Raw genomic sequence first — 21,089 nt, 5'->3', positions numbered from 1 at the left:
ACCAGACGCGCTCGTCCGTCGGCGATATTCACCGGAACGTCACTCTCGCTCGGAGGAACGGCCGAACGAACCGATACGACAGCCGCGCCACCCATCGCAGCCGTTAGGACGCTGGACGACGAAGGGGAGTCGTACTTCGGTAGGAGGCCCGAGTAACCGATGACTCGACGAAATGCCGGATTCGACCCGACGCACGTCCTGATCGTGACGGACGACCAGGCGGCCGAAATTCGCGCGACGAACGCCGCGATCGACGCAGTACTCGATCACGCAGACACCGTCGACGTCTGGATCGAGGAAGCGCAGTTGGGCGACGACCACCCCGACCTCGTCGCGTCTCTCCGCGATGCGTTCGCTCGCGTGGACGACGATCGCTTCAGGGGGGACGTCGACGACGTCAGGAGTAGTCTTTCGGCGTTACTGTCGAACCATTCGTTCCATCGATTCGTCTCGCTACGGCGTCTGGACGCGTTTCGAGACGGGCAGCAACTGCTTACCTACGTCCCGGACCACCGAACGTTCGAGGTGGAGACGACCGTCAGTTCCGGTCTCGAGGCCGCGATCCGCGGCAGTATCGAAACCGAAGCCGCAACACTCCTTCCGGCTGGACCCCTCGTCGACTGGTATACCGACGGGAAACACTACGAACTCTCACCGCCACACCTCTGTCTCGAAGACGAGGGCTGCCATGCGTTGACGAACATAGCCGGCGTCGACCTCGACGACGACCGTCGCGAGATACGCCTCGAATGGGAGACCGGCTCGGAGACGGTCCGCTCCAGACTCATCGGCAAACTGGGTCCCGAGAAACCGACTCGGTTCCGGTTCGATTCGACCGACCGGTACGAGGACGTCGCCAGCGCGTTCGACGAACTCGCCGATGAACTCGAGTGGTAGCACTCGCGTTCGTCGGTCGGTCGGATTCGGCTCACCAGCGATCGGTCGCATCCATCCCGTTACGAGAGCGATCGACGGTATCTCGGGCCGTTTGCTTCGCACCATCCACGTGACTCCGAGCGTTGCGATGTCCTGATGTCCTCGCGGCGGATCGGCATTCGCGAACCGAACCAGAATCGTTTCCGTTCGATGCGTCCTCTGCTATCGTGTAATGATATTTCCTAGACGACTGGTCGTCGTCGGAACGATCGCGCTACTGCTCGTTGGAGCCGTCGGCCCCGCCGTCGCCCACGAAACACAGGCTGTCGACGGGAACGAAATAACGTTCGGCGGCGCGGACGAACCGCTGGTCACCGGCGAACGAATGTGGCTCGAGTTCTCGGTTGTCGACGCGGAATCGGGCGAGCCGGTCGAAAACCACGCCGCGAACCTGACCGTCTCCGTCCAGACGGGCGACCACGAGAAGCGAGCCCTCGAGGTCGGCGAAAAACACGGTGAACCGGGAGTCTACGAAGCGCCGGTCGTCTTCACGGATCCCGGCGACTACGTCGTCCATCTGGAGGGGAGCCTCGACGGAACCGACGTGCACACGCACTTCGAGACGACCGTCCACGACCATACCGACCTCGAGTACCCCGGTGGCGCTGCCGGCGACGAAGCGTCGGACGCGGACACGGACGAGAACCGGACCCAGGCGGCTGGCGTGGGATCCGGACCCACGGTCGCCGTCGTCGTCGGCGCGATCGGACTCCTCGCCACCGGTGTGGCGGTCCTGCTCCGGCGACAGTAACGCCGACTCGAGTTTCTGACGGGGTACAGGGCGCTTGCCGTTGGCGTTCGAATTACGGCCGACGAGCGCTCCGGGAGCGTCCGGACACGCCCGGTTAGTTCTTATATAGCTCACTGTTCACAGTGGTGGTATGAGCGACCCATTCGTCGTCGTCGGCGGTGACGCAGCGGGGATGTCCGCAGCGAGCAAGGCGAAACGTGACGATCCCGACCGCGACATCGTCGTCTTCGAAAAGGGGGAGTGGGTTTCCTACGGCGCGTGCGGGTTGCCCTACTACGTCAAAGGCGAAATTCAATCGCTCGAGGAACTCGTTTCGGTGACGCCCGAGGAGTTTCGGGAGGAACGCGACATCGATCTCCGAACGGGACACGAAGTCGTCGACGTCGACACCGCGGATCGGACGGTCACCGCCGAGGGCGATGCCGGGACGGTCGTCCAGCCCTACGACCACCTGCTGATCGCGACGGGAGCGGAGTCGGTGGTGCCATCAATCGACGGCACGGACCGCGAGGGAGTGTACACGCTCGGTTCGATGAGCGACGGGAAGGAACTCCGAGAGTACGTCGCGCGCGCTCGCGACGACGAATCGTTCCAGCAACCGGATCGAGGGCCGGCCTGTCGCTATCTCGAGGACTGTACCGGTCCCGTCGGTGTCGTCGGCGGCGGCTACATCGGCGTCGAGATGGCCGAAGCGCTGGCAGCCAACGGGTTCGAAGTGAATCTCTTCCAGCGCGGGGACCGCGTTCTGAAGGGGTTCAGCGACGAAACCAGCGAGTACGTCGCCGACCATCTTCGGGACGAGGACGTCGCACTCCACCTCGATGCCGACGTCCTGGAGCTAGCAGGGGGAGACCGCGTCGAGGCCGTCGTCACCGCGGACGACCGGATCGACGTCGAGATGGTGTTGCTCGGAACCGGCGTTCGTCCCCGAACGGCGCTCGCCGAGGACGCGGGCATCGAACTCGGTGACACCGGTGCGATCGCCACCGATTCCTACCGCGAGACGAGCGCGCCGGACGTCTACGCGGCGGGCGACTGTGCCGAGGCGACCCACGTCGTCACGGGCGAGCCGGCGTACGTGCCGCTTGCGCTGACCGCCAACCGCCACGGACGTGCGATCGGCCAGACGGTTACCGGCACGCCGACCGAAGGCGGCGGTATCGCCGGGACGGCCGCCGTCAAGGCCTTCGACGTCGAAGCGGCACGAACCGGAATCCTGGATCACGATGCGGCCCGCGAAGCCGGGTTCGATCCGGTGAGCGAGACCGTGACCGCGAAATCCCGCGCGGGCTACTACCCCGAGGGAGGGAACGTCACGATCACGCTGACCGCCGACCGCGACTCCGAACGCGTCCTCGGCGCGAGCCTCGTCAGCGAGTACGGCGAGGGTGCAGTCCACCGCAGTCACGCGGTCGTCGCGGCGCTCTCGGAGGGGGCTACCGTCGCCGACGTCGAAAACTACGACCTCGCGTACGCGCCGCCGTTCAACACCACGTGGGATCCGGTGCTGGTCGCCGCGAAGGTACTGTCCGGGAAAATGGAGTAGCTGCTGGCCGATCCGCGACCAGGTTCCGATCAGTCGTCGTCCGCCGCCGAGTGGTCGGCGGCCTGGCTTCGTAACCCGTCCGTTATCGCGGGAACGTCGCTCGCGGAGACGGCGCCTTCGGCCTCGAGTTCGGCGAGCGATTTCGGGAACGTGCGGAGTTCCTTGTGGATCGCGATCCCCGCCTTCGCGCCCTGCCCCATCGCGACGGAGACCTGGTTGTGTCCCGGCGTCAGATCGCCGACGGCGTACAGCCCGTCGACTGAGGTTCGGCCGTGATCGTCGACGGCGACCGTTCCGTCGTCCGTCAGCTCCGCGCCGAGGGAGACCGCGAGGCCGTTGTTGTACTCGCTTCCGTACATCGCGAAGCCGCCGGTGTACTCGCGGACCGCCCCATCGGCGAACTCCAGGGCCTCGAGCCAGCCGTCGTCGCCGTTTCGAACGCCGGTCACGTCCTCGTCGACGACATCGACGGGGTGACCCTCGAGCAGCCGTGCCGTCTCGTCGCTCCAGGTCGGCTCGTCACCCCGGAGCAGCAGGTCGACCTCGTCGGTGAAGTTGAGCATGATCATCGCGACGTGGGCCGCGCTCTCGCCGTGACCCATCACGTACACCGGTTCGTCGACGAACATGTACGCATCACAGTGGAGACAGTAGTGGAGGCCGCGCCCGGTCCGGGGCAACGGTGGGTCGGGTCGTTCGTCGGAGAAGCCGGTCGCGAGGACGACCCTGTCCGCGACGGCCGAGCCGTCCGTCGTCTCGAGCGTAAACGAGTCGCCGGTCCGCTCGACGTTCGTGACGAACTCCCGTCGGTAGTCCGCGCCGTAGGATTCGATCTGCTCGACGGCGGTCGAGAGGAACTCGTTACCCGACACCGATTCGGGGGTACCGATGACGTTGTGCGTGTCCTGCATCATCGCTGCCCGTCCACCGCCGCGGTCGAAGACCGCGGTTTCGTGGCCGAGTCGGGCCGCATACAGCGCAGTCGTCAATCCCGCCGGGCCGCCGCCGACGACGACGACCTCGTAGCGGTGGTCGGCTCCGGTCGCATCGCGAGTGTGCTGTTCGGGGTCACTCATTGTAACCAAGTTACGACTCCACAGGTATAACGTTCAGCTAACGGGACGGTGACCCGGTTACGGATCGGTAAGTCGTGGTCCGAAATCGCTGGACGGGATCGCCGAACGTTTTTGATTACTGAGGACGAACGTCGCGTCGAACGACAGTATCGTCGACCGACCGAGGCGGTGGGTCGCGCCGTCAGGGGACGGGAAACTCAACTACATAACGTAAGTGAGTTACAGTGGGTAACTATAAGGCCGCCCACCGCCAACGCCGGCATATGGGAGAGTCGACTCAACAGCTGGAAGTCTGGTGTGCGGGCGAGGACTGGTGTTCGATCACGTCGACCGCCACGCTAATCGGGAAGAAGTGGCACACCGTCGTCGTCCACCGGCTGCTCGACAACGGGCCGCTGGGATTCAACGCCCTCCAGGAGGAAATCGGCGGCATCTCGAGCAAGGTCCTCTCGGACGTCCTGGACGACCTCGAGGAGAAGCAGTTAGTCGATCGGGAGATCGTCAACGAGAAACCCGTTCGCGTCGAGTACTCGCTGACCGAACTCGGCGAATCGCTCGAACCGGTTATCGACGCGATGCAAACGTGGGGGAAACAGCATCTGGCGGCCGCATCGGACAAGGACAGTTCGATCGCCTGAGACGGCCCCCTGTCCATCCGACGCCGTGCGTTCCACACCCCGGCGCGGCGAGTCGCCCCATCGAACCGGAACCGACAGTATATGTGGCTCCTGTCCCGACTGTGACCCGTGACGCGGACCTGTGACTCCGCGGCGATCGAACTCCGTTATACGGACGGAACGGTCCGGATCGACGGCCTCGAGGACTCGACTGTGTCCCCATCGTCGCTCCGCGAATCGGTGCCCGACCTCGAGGCGGATCCACGGACCGGCAGCTGGCGCGTCCCCGCCGTGAGCTACGCCGACCTGTGGGCTGCCCTGACGAAACGGGACGTCGCCGTCGACGATCACGTCCTCGATCTGGCGTCCGTCTCCGACCTCCGCTCGGCGTACGAACTCCGCGAGTACCAGGCGACGGCGCTCGAGGCGTGGCTCGAAACCGACCGCTGGGCCGACCTCCTCGATCGCGAGTCGATCGCTCGCGCACCTGCCGGCGTCCTCGAACTCCCGACCGGCAGCGGCAAGACGGTCATCGCGCTGGAGGCGATCGATCGACTCTCGGTGCCGACGCTCGTCGTCGTCCCGACGATCGACCTGCTCGAGCAGTGGGAACGCGAACTCGAGCGGGAGTTCGGCCCGCCGATCGGCCGCTTTGGCGGCGGCGAACAGCGCCTCGAGCCGATCACCGTTTCGACGTACGATTCGGCGTATCTGAAGGCAGATTCGGTCGGCGATCGGTTCGGGTTCGTCGTCTTCGACGAGGTCCACCACCTCGGCGGCGAGGGGTACCGCGAGATCGCTCGGCTGCTCGCCGCACCCGCCCGACTGGGGCTGACCGCCACCTTCGAGCGTCCCGACGGCGCACACGAGGTGATCGAAGCCGTCGTCGGGCCACTCGTCCACCGCGTCGACGTGGACGAACTCGCGGGCGACCACCTCGCCAGCTACGACCTCAAGCGACTCGAGGTCTCGCTCACCCCCGAGGAGCGCGAGGCATACGAGCGAAATCAGGGGGTCTTCACGGATTACCTGGCGACGTCGGGCATCGAAATGCGCCGTGGCTCGGACTACCAGGAACTCGTCAAGCGGTCCGGCAACGACCCCGAAGCGCGCGAGGCGTTGCTCGCACGTCAGCGCGCACGCGAGATCATGCTCGGAAGCGAGGCCAAACTCGAGGCCCTCGCCGAAATCCTCGCCGATCACCGCGACGAGCGGACGATCGTTTTTACGGCCCACAACGACCTCGCGTACGAGGTCAGCGAGCGGTTCCTGATTCCGACGATCACCCATCAGACCGGTACCACGGAGCGACGGGAGATCCTCGAGCGGTTCCGCGAGGGGACCTACACCCGAATCGCGACCTCGAACGTCCTCGACGAGGGCGTCGACGTGCCCGATGCCAACGTCGCGGTCGTGCTGTCGGGCAGCGGGAGCGAACGCGAGTTCACCCAGCGACTCGGCCGGATCTTGCGGCCGACGGCCGACGGGGAGCGCGCGCTGCTCTACGAAGTCGTGAGCGAAGATACCGGTGAGGAGCGCGTCGCCAGCCGGAGACGATAGCGCGGTCTCGGGCCGCCGCTCCGACGGCGAGCGGACGGGGCCCACCGCCGACATCGGCCCGCGGTCGTCGTCTCGATCGCTCGACCGGCAGCACACGCAGCAAAAAGCCGTTTCCTCGCCACGAACGTACCGCCACGACATGACCGACCAGCCCGCGACCGACTGGGAGTTCGCCGTCGCGTTCGCGGACGCGCTCGAGGCGGTTCCGGCCGACCAGTTCGAGCCCGAGCGGTTCGTTCCGGGCGTCGGTCCGCTGTCGGCGGACGTGATGCTCGTCGGCGAGGCTCCTGGCGAGCAGGAGGTCGCCCAGGGCGAACCCTTCGTCGGGCAGGCCGGCACGCAACTGGAGCGAGCGCTCGAGTCGATCGGCCTCGACCGGCGGGACCTGTACATCACCAACCTCGTCAAGGGACGCCCGCCGGAGAACCGCGACCCCTACGTCGCCGAGATCGATGCCTGGTGGCCGGTTCTCGAGGCCGAGATCGAGCGCGTCGATCCGGCCGTCCTCGTCCCCCTGGGGAGCGTCGCGACGGACGAGATTCTCGATACCGACGAGACGATCACCGACCTGCACGGGCGGGCGTTCGAACACGAGGGGCGGACCGTCGTCCCGGCGTTCCACCCCGCCGCGGCGCTGTACGATCGCAGCAAAGTCGCCGCCGTCGAGTCGGATCTCGAGACGGCCCTCGAGTCGACGTGACGGGACTGGAGCTACCGATCGGGGCTTCGTGTCGGCCGGTCCGACGCCGCCGCGGACGGGGGCGAGGGGCCGGTCGTCCGGACGACTTTTGGCGACGCCACACCGAGTCGAACCCGATGCTGACGAAGGACCTGCTTCGCGTCTCGCGGGCCGGCGGCGGCTACCACCCGCAGTTCGCGGTCCGGAGCCACCGGCCACTCGCCGCCAGGGTCATCGGCACCTATCAGGGCCACGTCGGCGAACCGCGTGCGGCTCTCGAGGACGCACTGACCGCACTCGAGCGCGACGCCGATGATTTCAAACTCGTGCGCGGGCTGGCGGCGCTGCTCGAGCGCGAGGCGGTCTTCGAGACGAACGCGGCCGTCGACCCCGAACGGGCCCGCAAGGCCGCCTTCGAAGCCGCCGAAGCCGTCGGCGTCGTCACCGAGGACGAGCGCACGATGGCGCTCATCCGGGCGGGCGAATCGCTCGACGTCTCGGCCGACGACCTCGAGACGGCACTCTATGCGGATCTCGAGGATCGACAGGTCCTCTCGGCGGTCGAGCCACGGTGGGATCCCGACGGGCTGATCGCCCAGTACAACCTCTCGCTCGCACAGACGGCGCTGTTCGATGCGACCGAGGTTCGCGTCCGCTCGAGCGACCCGAAGGCGCTGATTTCGGCGATCAAGCGCCTGCGATTGATGTACGAGATCCGCCGAGACGAAGGGGCCGCGGGTGACGGCGACCTATCGGAACGGGAAGTCGTCGTCACGGGACCGACACACCTCTTTCGTGCCACCCGGCGGTACGGCACCCGCTTCGCCCGCCTCCTGCGGACGGTCGCGAACGCCGACCGGTGGCAACTCGGGGCGACGATCGACGACCGCGGGACGGAACGGACGCTCGCGCTCTCCGACGAGGACCCCGTTCGCGTCCCCGACGCGGAGCCGGTCGCGGAGGTGTCGTTCGACAGCGGCGTCGAGGCGGAGTTCGCCGCCCGGTTTTCGAACCTCGATCTCGACTGGACGCTCGTCCGCGAACCGGAACCGCTCGCGACGGGAACGCGGGTGATGATCCCGGACTTCGCCTTCGAGTACGAGTACGGTGACTTCCGCCTCTACTTCGAAATCATGGGCTTTTGGACGCCCGAGTACGTCGCAAAGAAGCTCTCACAGCTCGCAGCCCTCGAGGACGTGGACATGCTGGTCGCCGTCGACGAGTCGCTGGGCGTCGGCGAGGAGATCGCCGCCCGCGACCACCGCGCGATCCCCTACTCGGGAACGGTACGAGTCAAAGACGTTGCCGACGTCCTCCGGGAGTACGAGCGCCAACTCGTCGCCGAGAGCGCCGCCACACTCCCCGCCGAGCTCTGCCCCGACGCGGACGTGATCGGCCTTGAGACGGTAGCTGCTCGCCACGACGTGAGTACGGACGCGCTTGCGGACGTCTCGTTTCCCGAGCACGACCAGGTCGGTCGGACCCTGATTCGACCCGCCGTCCTCGAGACGCTCGCCGACGAGATCGATCCCGGAACCGATCTCGCGGCGGCCAACGCGATCCTCGAGGAGTACGGGATAACCGACTCGAGTGCGGTCCTCTCGCGGCTGGGCTATCGCGTGGAGTGGGAGGGACTGGCCGGTGGGACGATCGTGGAGCGGTAGCGAGGGCGGCGTGTCGCGGGGTAAGTGGCGGTGCGGTACTTCCAACGACAGCTCGGGGACGACGGAGACCTGCTCCCGGTTCCGCGGGACGAGACTCATCGAATCGCCCAGTACAGGGGGCGTACGAACTGGCACAAATCTCGATCCGCCAGACCCTTATCGCGAAGGGCGTGCAAAATAGAGCGATTGTATTCGCCACCCACTCTAACCGAGCCTCGAGCACGGAGAAGCGGACGACAGGAGAGCGTCGCATCGCTACGGTCGAGTGATGGGGACACAGGAAGCGGGGATCCACAAAACGGACTCTTCGGTTGCAGCAGCTGACCAGATTGCAGCGTATTCACACGGATCACTAGCTGAGGATATGTCACCCGATAGCTACCTTACTCGTCGGGAAGTAGCTACCTCGACCCTTGGTACCGAGACACACGTAGCTGGGGCACGAACCGCTCTCCGGGCGGAGAGCGGGAGGAAAAACCATGGCAACGACATCAACGGACGAGACGGAGATCGAACGGTTAGCGGGAACACTCCGAGGAGAGTTGGTCCAGCCCGATGACCCGGAGTTCGACGACGCGCGTGTGATCTACAACGCGATGATCGACACGCACCCGCGGCTGATCGCCCGGTGTGCCGACGTCGCAGACGTTCTGTCGGCCGTTCAGTTCGGCCGCGAACACGACCTCGACACGGCGATCTGCAGCGGTGGTCACAGTACCCCAGGCTTGGGAACCGTCGACAACGGTCTGGTCATCGACCTGTCGGAGATGACCGGCATCCGCGTTGATCGGGCGGCGAAGACTGTCCACGTCGAACCCGGCTGTACCTGGGGAGACGTGGATCACGCGACCCACGCGTTTGGACTGGCGACGGTCAGCGGAGTCATCTCTACGACTGGCGTCGGCGGCCTGACCCTCGGCGGTGGGCACGGCTATCTGAGCCGCACGTACGGCCTGACGATCGACAATCTGGTGAGTGCGGACGTCGTGCTGGCAGACGGCCGACTGGTCCATGCGAGCACAGACGAAAACGAGGACCTCTTCTGGGCGCTGCGCGGCGGGGGCGGCAACTTCGGCGTGGTCACTTCCTTTGAGTTCCAGTTGCATCCAGTCGAGACGGTTATCGCCGGACCGCTATTCTGGCCGATCGAGGAACTCGAGTCCACGATGCGGTGGTATCGGGAGTGGCTGCCGGAGGCACCGGAGGACGTCTATGCCTTCTATATGACTGCCGAGGTGCCGGGCGATCCCTTCCCGCCGGAACTCCACGGCGAGAACGTCTGTGGAGTCATGTGGTGTTATCTCGGGCCAGCGGATGCGGTGGACGACGTGATTCAGCCGGCCCGTGACGTCGCCGAACCGCTATTCGAGCACATCGGGCCGATGCCCTATCCCGCGCTCCAGACCATGTTCGACGATCTGTACCCGCCAGGTGACCACCACTACTGGAAGGGGGACTTCGTGCACGAACTGACCGACGACGCCATCGCCGAACACCGGCGGTTTAGCGAGGTGCCGACCACGAAGTCGTCGATGCACCTCTATCCCATCGACGGCGCCGTCCATAACGTCGCCGAAGACGAGACGGCCTGGAGTATGCGCGACGCCACCTGGTCGATGGTCATCGTGGGTGTCGACCCGGACCCGGCAAACAGAGACTCGATCATCGAGTGGGTCCGCGACTACTGGGAGGCAGTTCACCCGCACACGGCCGGTGGCTCGTACGTCAACTTCATGATGGATGAGGGAGACGATCGAATCCGGGCCACCTACGGCGACAACTACGAGCGGTTGCAGGAAGTGAAAGCGGAATACGATCCGGACAACTTCTTCGCCGTGAACCAGAACATCGAACCGGCGGGCTGAGAACGTCCCGTCCACCACGGTTTGGACGACAGGGACACTCGAGAAGGGGCTCCTGCTCGTCGAGGACACTCCCGGCGACGCTGCCGCCCGCTCCCGATTGGACAGGCGTCGGAATCGATCCGCCGTCCAGCCCCTATCGAACGGCTCGAGTCGCGTCGTCGATGATCTCGAGCGCTTCTTTCAGTTCCTCGGTTCCCGTCGCGTAGGACAACCGCGCGTATCCCTCGCCGTTCGCCCCGAAGGCGTCGCCGGGGACGACGACGACGCCGCGCTCGAGTACTTCGTCACACCAGCCCTCGGGCACCTTCGGCATCGCGTAGAAGGCTCCTTCGGGCGTCGGCACCTCGAGGCCGGCGTCCGTGAGCCCGTCGAGGACGAGGTCGCGCCGTCGTTCGAACGTCTCGACCATTTCAGCCACCGGCTCCTGTGGTCCGGTCAGTGCGGCCTCGGCGGCGAACTGTGCGGGCGCGGAGGCACAGGCCTGGCCGTACTGGTGGACCCGCAGCATGCGTTCGATGCGGCGGTTCGAGGCGACGACCCAGCCGAGACGCCAACCGGTCATCGAGTAGGTCTTCGAGCAGGCGCTGACGACGACGACGTTGTCGGTCTCCGCGAATTTCAGCGGCGAGTGGTGCTCGCCCTCGAAGACGATGTGCTCGTAGACTTCATCGGAGATGCAGAGCACGTCGTGTTCGTCGGCGATGCGGGCGAACTCGCGCATGTCGGCCTCGCTCTGGACGGCCCCCGTCGGGTTCGCGGGGCTGTTGACGACGAACGCCGCCGTCTCGTCGGTGATCGCGTCCTCGACCGTCGCGGGGTCGAGCGTCAGATCGTCGCGCAGGCCGACCGGCTTCGGCGTGCCGTCCGCGATGTGAGTCAACGCATCGTAGGAAACGAAGCCCGGGTCGGGGAAGATCACTTCGTCGCCCGGATCGACGTGAGCCTCGAGCGCGAGATGCAGCGCCTCGCTCCCGCCCGACGTCGCGATGATGTCCCCCGGATCGATCTCGAGGCCGTAGTCCCGATCGTACTTCGCCGAAATCGCCTCCCGGAGCTGGCGGATCCCCTTATTCGAGGTGTAGGCGTCGGCCCGCCCGGCCTCGATCGCCTCGATCGCCCCGCGACGTGCGTGGGCGGGGGTCGGGAAGTCCGGCTGTCCGAGTCCGAGGTTGATCGCGTCCTCGCCCGCGGCCTCGAACACTTCACGAATACCGCTGATCGACACGTTCTCGACTCGAGTTGCGAAGTCAGTCATGGCTAAATGGGGGCGGTCGACCCCGATAACTCTTGATGTGTTCGGCAGACTCGTTTCGGTGACTGACCGATCAGGACCGCCGATGGGTTCGGGCCGTGAGACTGACCGAGTCACAACAAATATGACGCTCGTCTCGAATCCCTGGGTAATGACTCTCTCGCGACGATCGGTGCTCGCCACGGGCGCAGCCGGGACGCTCACACTGACCGCCGGCTGTCTCGGGTTCGTCCTCGGGAACGAGCCCCTCGAGTTCGATGCCGATCAGGCCGCACCGGCCGAGGGGACCCTCGAGAACACCGGCTACAGCGAAGAGACGGTCACCCAGGAAACGCTCGAGCGAACGGAGGAAATCGGCGGCGTCGAACGCGACTTCGAGGCGTCGATCTGGACGTCGACCTACCTGAAGGCGATCGACTACAGGGGCCAAACGCGCGACGGAAGCGCCTTCGCGGCCGTCTCGGTTCCGGGGATGGAGGTCGTCGGCCGATCGGTCAACCCGCTCGACGAGATGTCGAACAAGGAACTGCTCGAGGAGTTCCTGAGTGAGGTCGACGGCGAGCACGGCGACATCAGGGACATCCAACACGAGAACTCGTTTTCCCTCGAAATCCTCGACGACAGCCGGGACGTCGACACGTTCGTCGGCGAAACGGACCTCGAGGGAGAATCGATCGACGTCGAAATCAAAATTACGTCGTTCGATCACGAGAGCGATCTGCTCGTCCTGCTCGGAGTCTTCCCGGAGACGTTCGCCCAAGAGTCGGCGAACGTCGAGTTACTGATGGAATCCGCCGAACATCCGGTCGAAAACTGACTGCCACTCCGTTCGTCGACGGCCGGCTCCCATCTCCGCTCGACCGTTTCGAGACTCGCCTTCCGCGCGACGATCGCGGCCGGAGCCATCCCCGACGCTTCTCGAGCGTGTTGTCGTGCCCACGAAAAGACCGGTCGGAGAGCAGCGGCGGGCGTTAGTAGAACTCGCGGACGAGATCCATCGCGTCCTCGGGTGCGCCGTCGGGAATCTCGGACATGTCCTCGGTGACGCCGTGTTGCTCGTGGTACGGCACGGAGTTTTCGTCCTGATACAGGACGCCCTGATACTCCTTGTCGCTGTCGAGAATGACCTCCTTGGCGGCCTCGTAGTCGGTCGGGTCGTGACCCTCCTCCTCGAGGTCGACGAGACTGTCGCGGAAGTAGTCGTAGGTGTCGACGTCGTTGAACGTGACACACGGACTGAAGACGTTGACGAAGCCGAAGCCGTCGTGTTCGATCGCTTCCTGAACGATCTCGGCGTGGCGCATCGCGTCCGAACTGAACGACTGGGCGATGAAGCTCGCGCCGGAGGCCAGCGCGAGTGCGAGCGGGTTGACCGGCGGCTGCTTTGGCCCCTCGGGCGTCGTGCTGGTCTCGAAGTCCGAGCGCGAGGTCGGCGAGGCCTGCCCCTTCGTCAGCCCGTAGATGCGGTTGTCCATGACGACGTAGGTCATGTCGACGTTCCGGCGAACGGCGTGGACGAAGTGACCGGCACCGATCGAGTAGCCGTCACCGTCCCCGCCGGCGACCATGACCTCGATGTCGGGGCGGGCCATCTTGACGCCGGTCCCGACCGGCAGCGCGCGACCGTGAACCCCGTGCAGGGCGTAGCTGTGCATGTAGGTCCCGATTTTGCCGGAACAGCCGATGCCCGCCACCACGAAGGTGTTGTCGGGGTCGTTGCCGGTGTTCGCGAGGGCTTTCATCATGCCGTTCATCGTCCCGAAGTCGCCGCATCCGGGACACCACGTCGGCTGCTTGTCGGATTTGAAGTCGGTGAATCGTACGTCGGAGCTCATTATGCTGGTACCTCCTCGGAGAGTTTCTCGGTAATGTCGTCCGCGAGTTCGTCCGCCTTGAAGCGGACGCCTGTGTACTTGTTGATGCGCTTTACGCGGGTAAGTACGTCGTGTTCGATCACGTCGGCGAACTGCCCGGTCGCGTTACACTCCACGACGATCGTCTCGTCGGCGGCCTCGATTTCCTCGGTCAGATCCGGCCGCGGGTGGATGTAGGGCACCGAGATAACGTGGACGTCGATGCCGTCCTCCTCGAGGTAGTCGAGCGCTTCGACGAGCGCACCCTCGTTCGAACCCCACGAGATGATGAGGTTGTCCGCGTCGGGGTCGCCGAATTCGCGGTAGTCCCAGTCCTCGTCATCCCTGGCAGTCTCGACCTTGCGATTGCGCTTGTCGACCTGGTGGACGCGTTCGTCCTCCGCTTCCGTCCGGCGGCCGAGTTCGTCGTGCTCGAGGCCGGTCGACATGTGGGCGGCGTCGGTCGTGCCGGGGATGGCACGCGGGCTGACGCCGTCGTCGGTGACGGCGTGAGCGCGGAAGTGGCCCTGTGCGTCGAGCCACTCGTCGACCTCGTCCTCGTCGACGAGCTTGCCGCGGTCGATCTCGACCTCGTCCATATCGAAGGCCTCGGGCGGGAACGTCTGTTCGGTGACCGACATCGCCAAGTCCGAGACCAGGAAGACCGGCGTCTGGTACTTCTCGGCGAGGTTGAACGCTTCGACGGTCTTCCAGAAACACTCGGTGATCGACGTCGGGGCGACGACGAATCGCGGGACTTCGCCGTGGCCGCCATACAGTGCCATATTCAGGTCGCCCTGTTCCTGTTTCGTCGGCATCCCCGTCGAGGGACCGGACCGCTGGACGTCGGCGATGACCAGTGGCGTCTCGCTGGTCGCGACCAGGCCAAAGGTTTCGGTCATGAGGTCGATCCCGGCTCCCGACGTCGCGGTCATCGATCGAGCACCGGCCCGTGCGGCACCGAGGGACATATTGATCGCCGACAACTCGTCTTCGGCCTGCACGACGTGGCCGCCGTAGTCCTCGATTCGACCCGTCAGGTACTCCATGATCGATGTCGCCGGCGTGATCGGATAGCCGGCGTAGAACCGGCAGCCGGCGGCGATCGCACCCATGCCGATCGCCTCGTTGCCGTTCAAGAGAACGTAGTCGTTGTCGGTCGTCTCGATGTTGTACCCGAGGTGATCCAGATCGTAGTTCTCCTGAACGTACTCCTGGCCCGCTCGAGCGGCTGCCTTGTTGTTCTCGACGATCTTCGAGCCCTTGCCGCCAAAGCGCTTCTCGAGGGCTTCGTCGAGGTATTCGACGTCGAAGCCGGTGATCTCACACGCGGCACCGAGCGCGACGATGTTGCGCATGATCGCGCCGCCGGCCTCCTCGGCCAGCGATTTCAGCGGCACGTCGACTGCGGTCATCTCGTCGGGGATTTCGGCCTCCCAGGATCGCTCACCGTCGTAGATGATGGCGCTTCCCTCGTGGAGTTCGTCGAGGTTCTCGTCGATCGTTCGCTGGGTGAGCGCGACCAGAATATCCAGTCGGTCGACGACGCTCTGGACCTGCTCGACGGAGGTGCGGATCTTGTAGGCCGTGTAACCGCCACGGATCCGGGACGCGAAGTCTTTCGAGGTGAATACGTGCCGTCCGGCTCGGGAAAGTGCCTGAGCGAATATTTTTCCCGTGGAGTCGATACCGTCGCCGGCCTCGCCTCCGACCGCCCAGTTGAGATCCTCAGCCATGTTATGCTGGGCCTTGCCTCCCATAAATGAAAAGGCTTCTGAAACCCTAGCCGGACAACCGCAACAGCGGGTGATCTGTTCGGCAGAGAAGGTAACTATTCATTAATCGTTATGGAATCTGCGAAAGAGATTCACACGGCGGAAGAAACAGACAACTGCGTGACCGTGTCCGCTCGCAGTCCGGTAGATTTTGTCGGGTGGAGCTGTGAACGCTGTCGGCACGACGTCGCGGACGGAACGGAACGTCTTTTCAACCGGCCACCGAACGGATTCGACATGGAAGGGACGCCAGTCACCGTCGCATCGGTCAGCGAGGTCGGCCCCGAGACCGTCACGCTCGAACTCGAGACGCCCGACGGGTTCGATGCCCTGCCGGGACAGTTCGTCTTGCTCCAGGCCAAGCCCAACGACGAAGTACTCTCCCGACACTACACGCTCTCGTCACCCTCGGTGGGCGAGACGTTCGAACTCACCGTCGGCGTCGATCCTGACGGCGATCTCTCGCCGTGGCTCGCGGCGCTCGAACGCGGCGACACCGTCCACGTCGACGGTCCGTTCGGTCGGATCACCTACGAGGGCGAGGACGACGTCGTCGCGCTCGCCGGCGGGCCGGGAATCGGCCCCTCGGTCGCTGTTGCGGAAGCGGCCCACGACGCCGGGTGCGACGCCGTCGTGATCTATCAGGCCGACGAACCGGCACACACCGATCGTCTCGAGGCCCTCGAGGACGCGGGCGCGACGGTCGTTTTCGTCGACGAAGGCGCGAACGACGAATTGGCGGACGCCATCGAAACCCACCGCGAGGCGGGACAGCTGTACGCGTTCGGCTTCGACGACTTCGTCACGTTCGTCGCCGACGCGATCGAGGATGCCGGCGGCGATCCGGACGACGCACTGATCGAGAACTTCGGGTGACTACTTCCCAGGACCCTGCGACCGTCCCAGCTGGAGGAAAGCGAGTGCTGCACCCAGCAGTGCGACGTTTTTGGAAAATTCGATGATCTCTTGTTCCGCGGGACCGTCCACGTTCCAGAAGTCGTGCAGCAGCGGCGTGACGCTCCCGAAGAAGACCGCCACTGCAGCGGCAGACGCGACGGGCACCCGCCATAGCGCGATCCCGACGCTGCCAAACAGGAGCCCGCCGCTTATCGCCGGGACCGACAGCGACGGCGCCGGCGCGTTCTTCGACTCGGCGTACCGGATCCGCTCCTCGAAATTTCGGAGGTCGTCCGTCGCCATGGAGAACAGCACCGAACAGGACACGCGCGAGGCGAAACGGTCTGCTCTCGGCAACAGATCCGCCGTTCGACTCCGACTGACGGAAGCGTGCGCTCGCTCGTCGGCGACTCGCGTTGCATCGGATTACGCATGCTCTGGAAGAGACGCGCGACGGGTTTCAGCCGGGCCGTGACGTGTGCCTGCCTCGGGAGAGCCGACTGTTTCCTCGGAATACCCTCGGAGAGCGTGACAAAGGTGTTTAGGCCTCATTGTCGTTGGGTCGCGTATGCGACGCCGAGACTTCCTCATCGGGACGACTGCTCCACTCTGTGGGCTGGCGGGTTGCGTGGGTTCGGAGTTCGACCGGCTCCGGACAGCGAGCAGTACCGCCGAATACGAGCCAGCCGACGACTCGAGTGACGGGCTCGGCCGGGACGGTACCGATTCCGAATCGGACACCCCAATCGAAGTCGGGACCCCCGACGACGTTCCGTTCCTCCCCGCGCACCCGCCACACGAGGTCGTACTCCGGAACAGCGGTGATACCGAGCGACCCGTGTCGGTAGTGATCACGGCCGACGAGGGCACGGAGTCCGACGGTGACGACGACAGCGACGATACCGATCCGCCGCTCGAGCGTGAGTTCGACTTGCCGGCGGGAGAGCGGCTCGCGTTCGTCCTCGTCGAGCCCCGTTCGTACACGGTCACCGTTAGAACCAGCAGCGACGATGGGAACAGCGAGTCGACAGTGACCGACGGGGTCGATCGACACCCGTTCGACTGCGTGCGTTCTCGCACGACGGTGACGCTCAGCGAGACCGGCGTGCGATCCGAGTCGACCTCGTCATCCGTTCCCTGTCCGGTACCGGCGGTCGCGGACACGTCGCTCGAGATCGGGGAACGGACATGTGCGGGTCGAATGGACGGCCACCAGGCGGTCGTCGAATTCGCGGACGAAGTCGTGATCGTCGACGGCGATATTACGACACCGACGCCCTGTCACGACCTTTCGCTGGCCGAGACGGAGTACGACGAGCGCCGCGACGCCCTCGCGATCACCGTCGCCGTTGACGACGAGGAAGCGGGTACCTGTGTCGATTGTCTCGGCGTCGCCGACTACGAGGCCCGAATCGATCTCGAGGGGCGCTATCCCGGCCGCGTCGAAGTCTTCCACGAGACCCCTGCCGAAACACAGCAGGTCACTGCGGTCGAGTATCAACCAGGGGAGTGACGAGCAGCAGTCGCCGGTCGCTCTCGAAAGTTCGGGACTGGGGTTCAGTCGCCAGGCTATTGGATCAGTGTTCGACGAGTTCGATCAGAATTCCGCCAGTGTCTTTCGGGTGCAGAAACGCCACTGAGTGACCCCACGCGCCCGGTCGTGGCTCCTCGTCGATCAGCGACACCTCGTGCTCTCTGGCCGTCTCGAGGGCCGCCTCGATGTCGTCGGTCGCGAGCGCGAGGTGGTGGATCCCCGCGCCGTTGGTCTCGAGGTACCGCGCAATCGTCCCCTCCTCGAGTGGCTCGAGGAGTTCGAAATAGCCGTCGCCACACTCGAGGAAGACGACGCGCAGTCCGTCGAACACCTCTTCGTGGGCGCTCTCGAGGCCGAAGAGGTCGCCGTACAGTTCCGCGAGTGCCTGTGCGTCATCGGTCGCGATCCCGGCGTGATCGAAGTGCATCGGATTGTACTCCTCGGAGCGGCCGTGTTACTGTTATGATTTTTCGTGGCGTTCGGTTCCCGCTCGCTCCGTCGGAACCGCCGCGACGGACGCGACGCGGGTATCGCAGAGCCGCCCGCGTGGATCCCTCGTCCGGTTCATCGGTCGTCGTTAACAGTTGTCGCCACTACCTCGAAAGACACCGACCTCGCGTTCGCGTTCGGACAACGGTTCGGTGTCCGGGTCGCCCACGTCCCGCTCGAGAGTGGTACCTCGACGAGCCGTTGGGCAGTGCCTCGAGCCGTTACGCGTCGTCGGCCGTCTGGTTGTCGTCGGCCGCGGTCTCGTTCGTACCGGTCTCGGTTTCCGTTTCGTTGGCCGCCGTCTCGTTGCCGTCGGCGATCGGTTCGTCCTGAGTGTCCGCCGTCGCGTTCTCGTCGGGTTCCTGCTCCTCGGCTGGGGTTCCCGCCGCCCCCTCGGGCATCGAGAGGGAGTCACCCTCGCCCGGTGGGACGATCCGCATGACCGCACCGGTGTCGCCCGTCGGAGTGCCCTCCCGGTTCGCGAGCACGTACACGTTCCCCTCGTCGTCCTGACCGAACATGCGGACGAAGTACGGGAAGGATCCGTCCTCGGTGCCTGCGACCTGCAATTCTTCCATCTCCCAGAGTTCGTCCCGCGGAACCACCTGTTGGTCGCCGTCCGAACCCGCCTCGGTCGCGGTTTCGTTCCCGTCGGCCGTCTCGTTCATCTCCGCCGTCTCGTTCCCGCCGACAGTTTCATTCATTCCTGCCGTCTCGTTCGCATCGACAGTCTCGTTCATCTCTGCTGTCTCGTTCCCGCCGTCCGCACCAGCCATTGGTTCAGCTCCGCCGCCGTCAGGATCGGCGGCGGCGAGGAGTCGCCCTGCCGGCTCTTCGCGGGACGGATCGGACGTCCAATCACCGAAGACGTACTTCCCCTCGAGGCCGTCGATTTGCCCGGCTTCGTAGACGTGCCCGCCAACGATCACGATGCCGACCATCTCCTCCCGATAGATGTGGGGATACTCGACGATCGGATCCTGGAGTTCCTGACCGTTGTACGGCGCGTCCTCGGGTGCCGAATCCGGGCACTCCGCCGGCGGCTGGCTCGGACTGTCCGTGCTGAAGCAGTGGGTCCCCTCTTTGACGTTCCAGCCGTAGTTGCCCCCCGCCTCGACGAGGTTTGCCTCTTCGAACAGGTCCTGACCGGCGTCGGCGACGAACAGTCGACCGTCGCTGTCGAACGAGATGCCAAACGGGTTCCGAAAGCCCCACGCGTAGTGTTCGTCGAGCGCGTCGTCCTCGTCTACCAGTGGGTTATCTTCAGGGATGCCGTACGGCTGGTCCGTTCCCTCACTGTCGACGTCGATTCGAAGGATGCTTCCGAGCAGGTTCTCGCTGACGTCCTGGCCGTTCCCGCCGTCGTTTCCGTCGTACCAGTCGTCGACGTGTCCCTCCATATCATCGTTCGCACCGCCGCCGTCGCCCATCGGAACGTAGAGGTAGCCGTCGGGCCCGAACGCCATCGGCCCGGCGTCGTGGTTGTACTGTGGCTTCTGGAACTCCAGGAGCACTCGTTCCGACTCGGGGTCGCCCTGACTCGTCTCGTCGGTGGCCTGGAACTCCGAGACGACCTCGACGTGACTCCACCCGTCGGGCGTCTCGTCGTTAGGTGGCGCGCTGTAGTGAACGTAGAACTGTCCGTTCTCCGCGAAGTCGGGATGGAACTCGACGCCGAGCAACCCCCGTTCGTCGTAGTCCTGATTCGGGTCGGCGTACGCTCCCTCGAACGTCCCGAGTTCGACGAGCCGATCGCTGACGTCGAGGAACGGCTCGTCCCGGAGCCCGTCGTCGGTGACGACCCAGAGCTCACCCGTCTGATCCGCGACGAAGTACCGGTCTCGCTCCTCGTCGGCAACTGCCATGTCCGTCGGCGCGGTCATCCCCTCCGCGATCGTCCGGACGCCGATCTCCGCCCCCGGCTGGAAGAACCCCTCCGAATCGCCGGCTTCCGGCTGCTCCTGGGCCCCGTTCCCGCCGCCGACCGACACGTCTCCGCGCATCGTCGCCCGATGGGGCTCACAGTAGTACTCGGCCATCTCGCTCGTGGCCTCGAACTCGAGCGTCTGGGTCTCGCCCTGCTCGCTCATGAGTTCGGTCCGCTCGAGTGCTTCGCCCTCGCCGTCGACGATGACCATATTGTGCGCGATACCGTCGAGGTTCTCCCACGTGAGTTCGTACGTGGTCCCCTCCTCGAGTTCCAGCGTCGGGTTCGTCTCGTCCGCGATCGCCTCGGGTGCGACGCCTTGCCAGCCGCTCGTCTCACCCCCGAGTTCGATCGTTTCGGCCTCCTGGGCGAACGCAGCGGTGCTCAGCCCGACGACCCCGCCCGCAGCGGCGGCGGCCCGTAACACGCGACGGCGGGACGCATAGTTGCGGGATGATTCCCCGACCGGGATCGACCGCTCGGCGGGTTGCTCGCTCATGATGTGCTCACGAGAGCGCCGTCACCCGAGGTGATGATAAACGGACCAGACCGTTCCTCCGAATTCCCAGCACAACAAAACGTTGTCTTCGAACCGCCGGACCGAATCGGGTGTAAAACGGTATTACTCGAGAGACAGCAGGGATATTACCCGGCCCCGACCGTCGTTC

General features: G+C 65.2%; 18 protein-coding genes. 11 read left to right on the top strand and 7 right to left on the bottom strand.

The window, feature by feature from the left end; all coding sequences use genetic code 11:
• Positions 1–159: 159 nt before the first annotated feature.
• From CP557_RS06785 to CP557_RS06775, 3 genes are all read left to right on the top strand, one after another.
• Positions 160–897: a hypothetical protein gene (locus CP557_RS06785; protein WP_097379218.1), complete on the top strand. Its 738-nt coding sequence runs from the start codon at positions 160–162 to the stop codon at positions 895–897.
• Between the two features lie 211 nt (positions 898–1,108).
• On the top strand, positions 1,109–1,687 hold the full coding sequence (locus tag CP557_RS06780) for a FixH family protein (RefSeq protein WP_097379217.1): 579 nt from the start codon (positions 1,109–1,111) through the stop codon (positions 1,685–1,687).
• Positions 1,688–1,817: 130 nt separating this feature from the next.
• Positions 1,818–3,233 (top strand): FAD-dependent oxidoreductase, encoded by a 1,416-nt coding sequence (locus CP557_RS06775; RefSeq protein ID WP_097379216.1) that lies wholly within the window; start codon positions 1,818–1,820, stop codon positions 3,231–3,233.
• A 29-nt stretch (positions 3,234–3,262) separates the two neighbouring features.
• Here the strand turns inward: CP557_RS06775 and CP557_RS06770 are convergent, their stop codons facing one another.
• Positions 3,263–4,309 (bottom strand): NAD(P)/FAD-dependent oxidoreductase, encoded by a 1,047-nt coding sequence (locus tag CP557_RS06770; protein ID WP_097379215.1) that lies wholly within the window; start codon positions 4,307–4,309, stop codon positions 3,263–3,265.
• Between the two features lie 263 nt (positions 4,310–4,572).
• Between CP557_RS06770 and CP557_RS06765 the strand changes: the two genes are divergently transcribed.
• The 5 genes from CP557_RS06765 to CP557_RS06745 all read left to right on the top strand — a co-directional run bounded on the left by CP557_RS06765 (position 4,573) and on the right by CP557_RS06745 (position 10,694).
• Positions 4,573–4,947: a winged helix-turn-helix transcriptional regulator gene (locus tag CP557_RS06765; RefSeq protein ID WP_097379214.1), complete on the top strand. Its 375-nt coding sequence runs from the start codon at positions 4,573–4,575 to the stop codon at positions 4,945–4,947.
• A gap of 108 nt (positions 4,948–5,055) precedes the next feature.
• Entirely contained in the window at positions 5,056–6,486 is a 1,431-nt protein-coding gene (locus CP557_RS06760; RefSeq protein WP_097379213.1) for a DEAD/DEAH box helicase, read from the top strand.
• Between the two features lie 139 nt (positions 6,487–6,625).
• On the top strand, positions 6,626–7,186 hold the full coding sequence (locus tag CP557_RS06755; RefSeq protein WP_097381554.1) for a uracil-DNA glycosylase: 561 nt from the start codon (positions 6,626–6,628) through the stop codon (positions 7,184–7,186).
• A 116-nt stretch (positions 7,187–7,302) separates the two neighbouring features.
• Complete coding sequence (locus CP557_RS06750; RefSeq protein ID WP_097379212.1) at positions 7,303–8,829, top strand: DUF790 family protein; 1,527 nt, start codon at positions 7,303–7,305, stop codon at positions 8,827–8,829.
• A 479-nt stretch (positions 8,830–9,308) separates the two neighbouring features.
• A complete protein-coding gene (locus tag CP557_RS06745) occupies positions 9,309–10,694 on the top strand; it encodes an FAD-binding oxidoreductase (protein ID WP_097379211.1) in 1,386 nt (461 codons plus the stop codon).
• A 133-nt stretch (positions 10,695–10,827) separates the two neighbouring features.
• Here CP557_RS06745 and CP557_RS06740 read toward each other — a convergent pair whose 3' ends face one another.
• Entirely contained in the window at positions 10,828–11,949 is a 1,122-nt protein-coding gene (locus tag CP557_RS06740) for a pyridoxal phosphate-dependent aminotransferase (RefSeq protein WP_097379210.1), read from the bottom strand.
• A 148-nt stretch (positions 11,950–12,097) separates the two neighbouring features.
• Between CP557_RS06740 and CP557_RS06735 the strand changes: the two genes are divergently transcribed.
• Entirely contained in the window at positions 12,098–12,763 is a 666-nt protein-coding gene (locus CP557_RS06735; protein WP_097379209.1) for a DUF6517 family protein, read from the top strand.
• A 154-nt stretch (positions 12,764–12,917) separates the two neighbouring features.
• On the opposite strand, the gene CP557_RS06730 is transcribed toward CP557_RS06735, so the two are convergent.
• Together CP557_RS06730 and CP557_RS06725 are read right to left on the bottom strand one after the other, a co-directional pair.
• Positions 12,918–13,781 carry a 2-oxoacid:ferredoxin oxidoreductase subunit beta gene (locus tag CP557_RS06730; protein WP_097379208.1) on the bottom strand — a complete coding sequence of 288 codons (864 nt, stop codon included), beginning with the start codon at positions 13,779–13,781 and terminating at the stop codon, positions 12,918–12,920.
• Complete coding sequence (locus CP557_RS06725) at positions 13,781–15,535, bottom strand: 2-oxoacid:acceptor oxidoreductase subunit alpha (protein ID WP_097379207.1); 1,755 nt, start codon at positions 15,533–15,535, stop codon at positions 13,781–13,783. The genes CP557_RS06730 and CP557_RS06725 overlap by 1 nt, the downstream gene beginning before the upstream one ends.
• A 276-nt stretch (positions 15,536–15,811) precedes the next feature.
• On the opposite strand from CP557_RS06725, the gene CP557_RS06720 reads away from it, so the two are divergent.
• On the top strand, positions 15,812–16,450 hold the full coding sequence (locus CP557_RS06720) for an FAD-dependent oxidoreductase (protein WP_097381553.1): 639 nt from the start codon (positions 15,812–15,814) through the stop codon (positions 16,448–16,450).
• Here CP557_RS06720 and CP557_RS06715 read toward each other — a convergent pair whose 3' ends face one another.
• Positions 16,451–16,774 carry a hypothetical protein gene (locus CP557_RS06715; protein WP_211290180.1) on the bottom strand — a complete coding sequence of 108 codons (324 nt, stop codon included), beginning with the start codon at positions 16,772–16,774 and terminating at the stop codon, positions 16,451–16,453. It lies immediately after the preceding gene.
• Positions 16,775–17,039: 265 nt separating this feature from the next.
• Here CP557_RS06715 and CP557_RS06710 point away from each other — a divergent pair, with 265 nt between their 5' ends.
• The gene (locus tag CP557_RS06710) at positions 17,040–17,984 is read left to right on the top strand and encodes a hypothetical protein (protein ID WP_097379206.1); all 945 of its coding nucleotides are present in this window, start codon (positions 17,040–17,042) and stop codon (positions 17,982–17,984) included.
• A 64-nt stretch (positions 17,985–18,048) separates the two neighbouring features.
• On the opposite strand, the gene mce is transcribed toward CP557_RS06710, so the two are convergent.
• Both mce and CP557_RS06700 read right to left on the bottom strand, forming a co-directional pair.
• A complete protein-coding gene (gene mce, locus CP557_RS06705) occupies positions 18,049–18,432 on the bottom strand; it encodes a methylmalonyl-CoA epimerase (RefSeq protein ID WP_097379205.1) in 384 nt (127 codons plus the stop codon).
• A gap of 283 nt (positions 18,433–18,715) precedes the next feature.
• A complete protein-coding gene (locus CP557_RS06700; protein WP_097379204.1) occupies positions 18,716–20,920 on the bottom strand; it encodes a PQQ-dependent sugar dehydrogenase in 2,205 nt (734 codons plus the stop codon).
• Between the last annotated feature and the right edge of the window lie 169 nt (positions 20,921–21,089).

The organism is Natrinema ejinorense (genome assembly GCF_002494345.1).
GTDB classification, from domain to species: Archaea; Halobacteriota; Halobacteria; order Halobacteriales; family Natrialbaceae; genus Natrinema; species Natrinema longum.
This window is presented reverse-complemented; position numbering and strand designations above follow the sequence as displayed.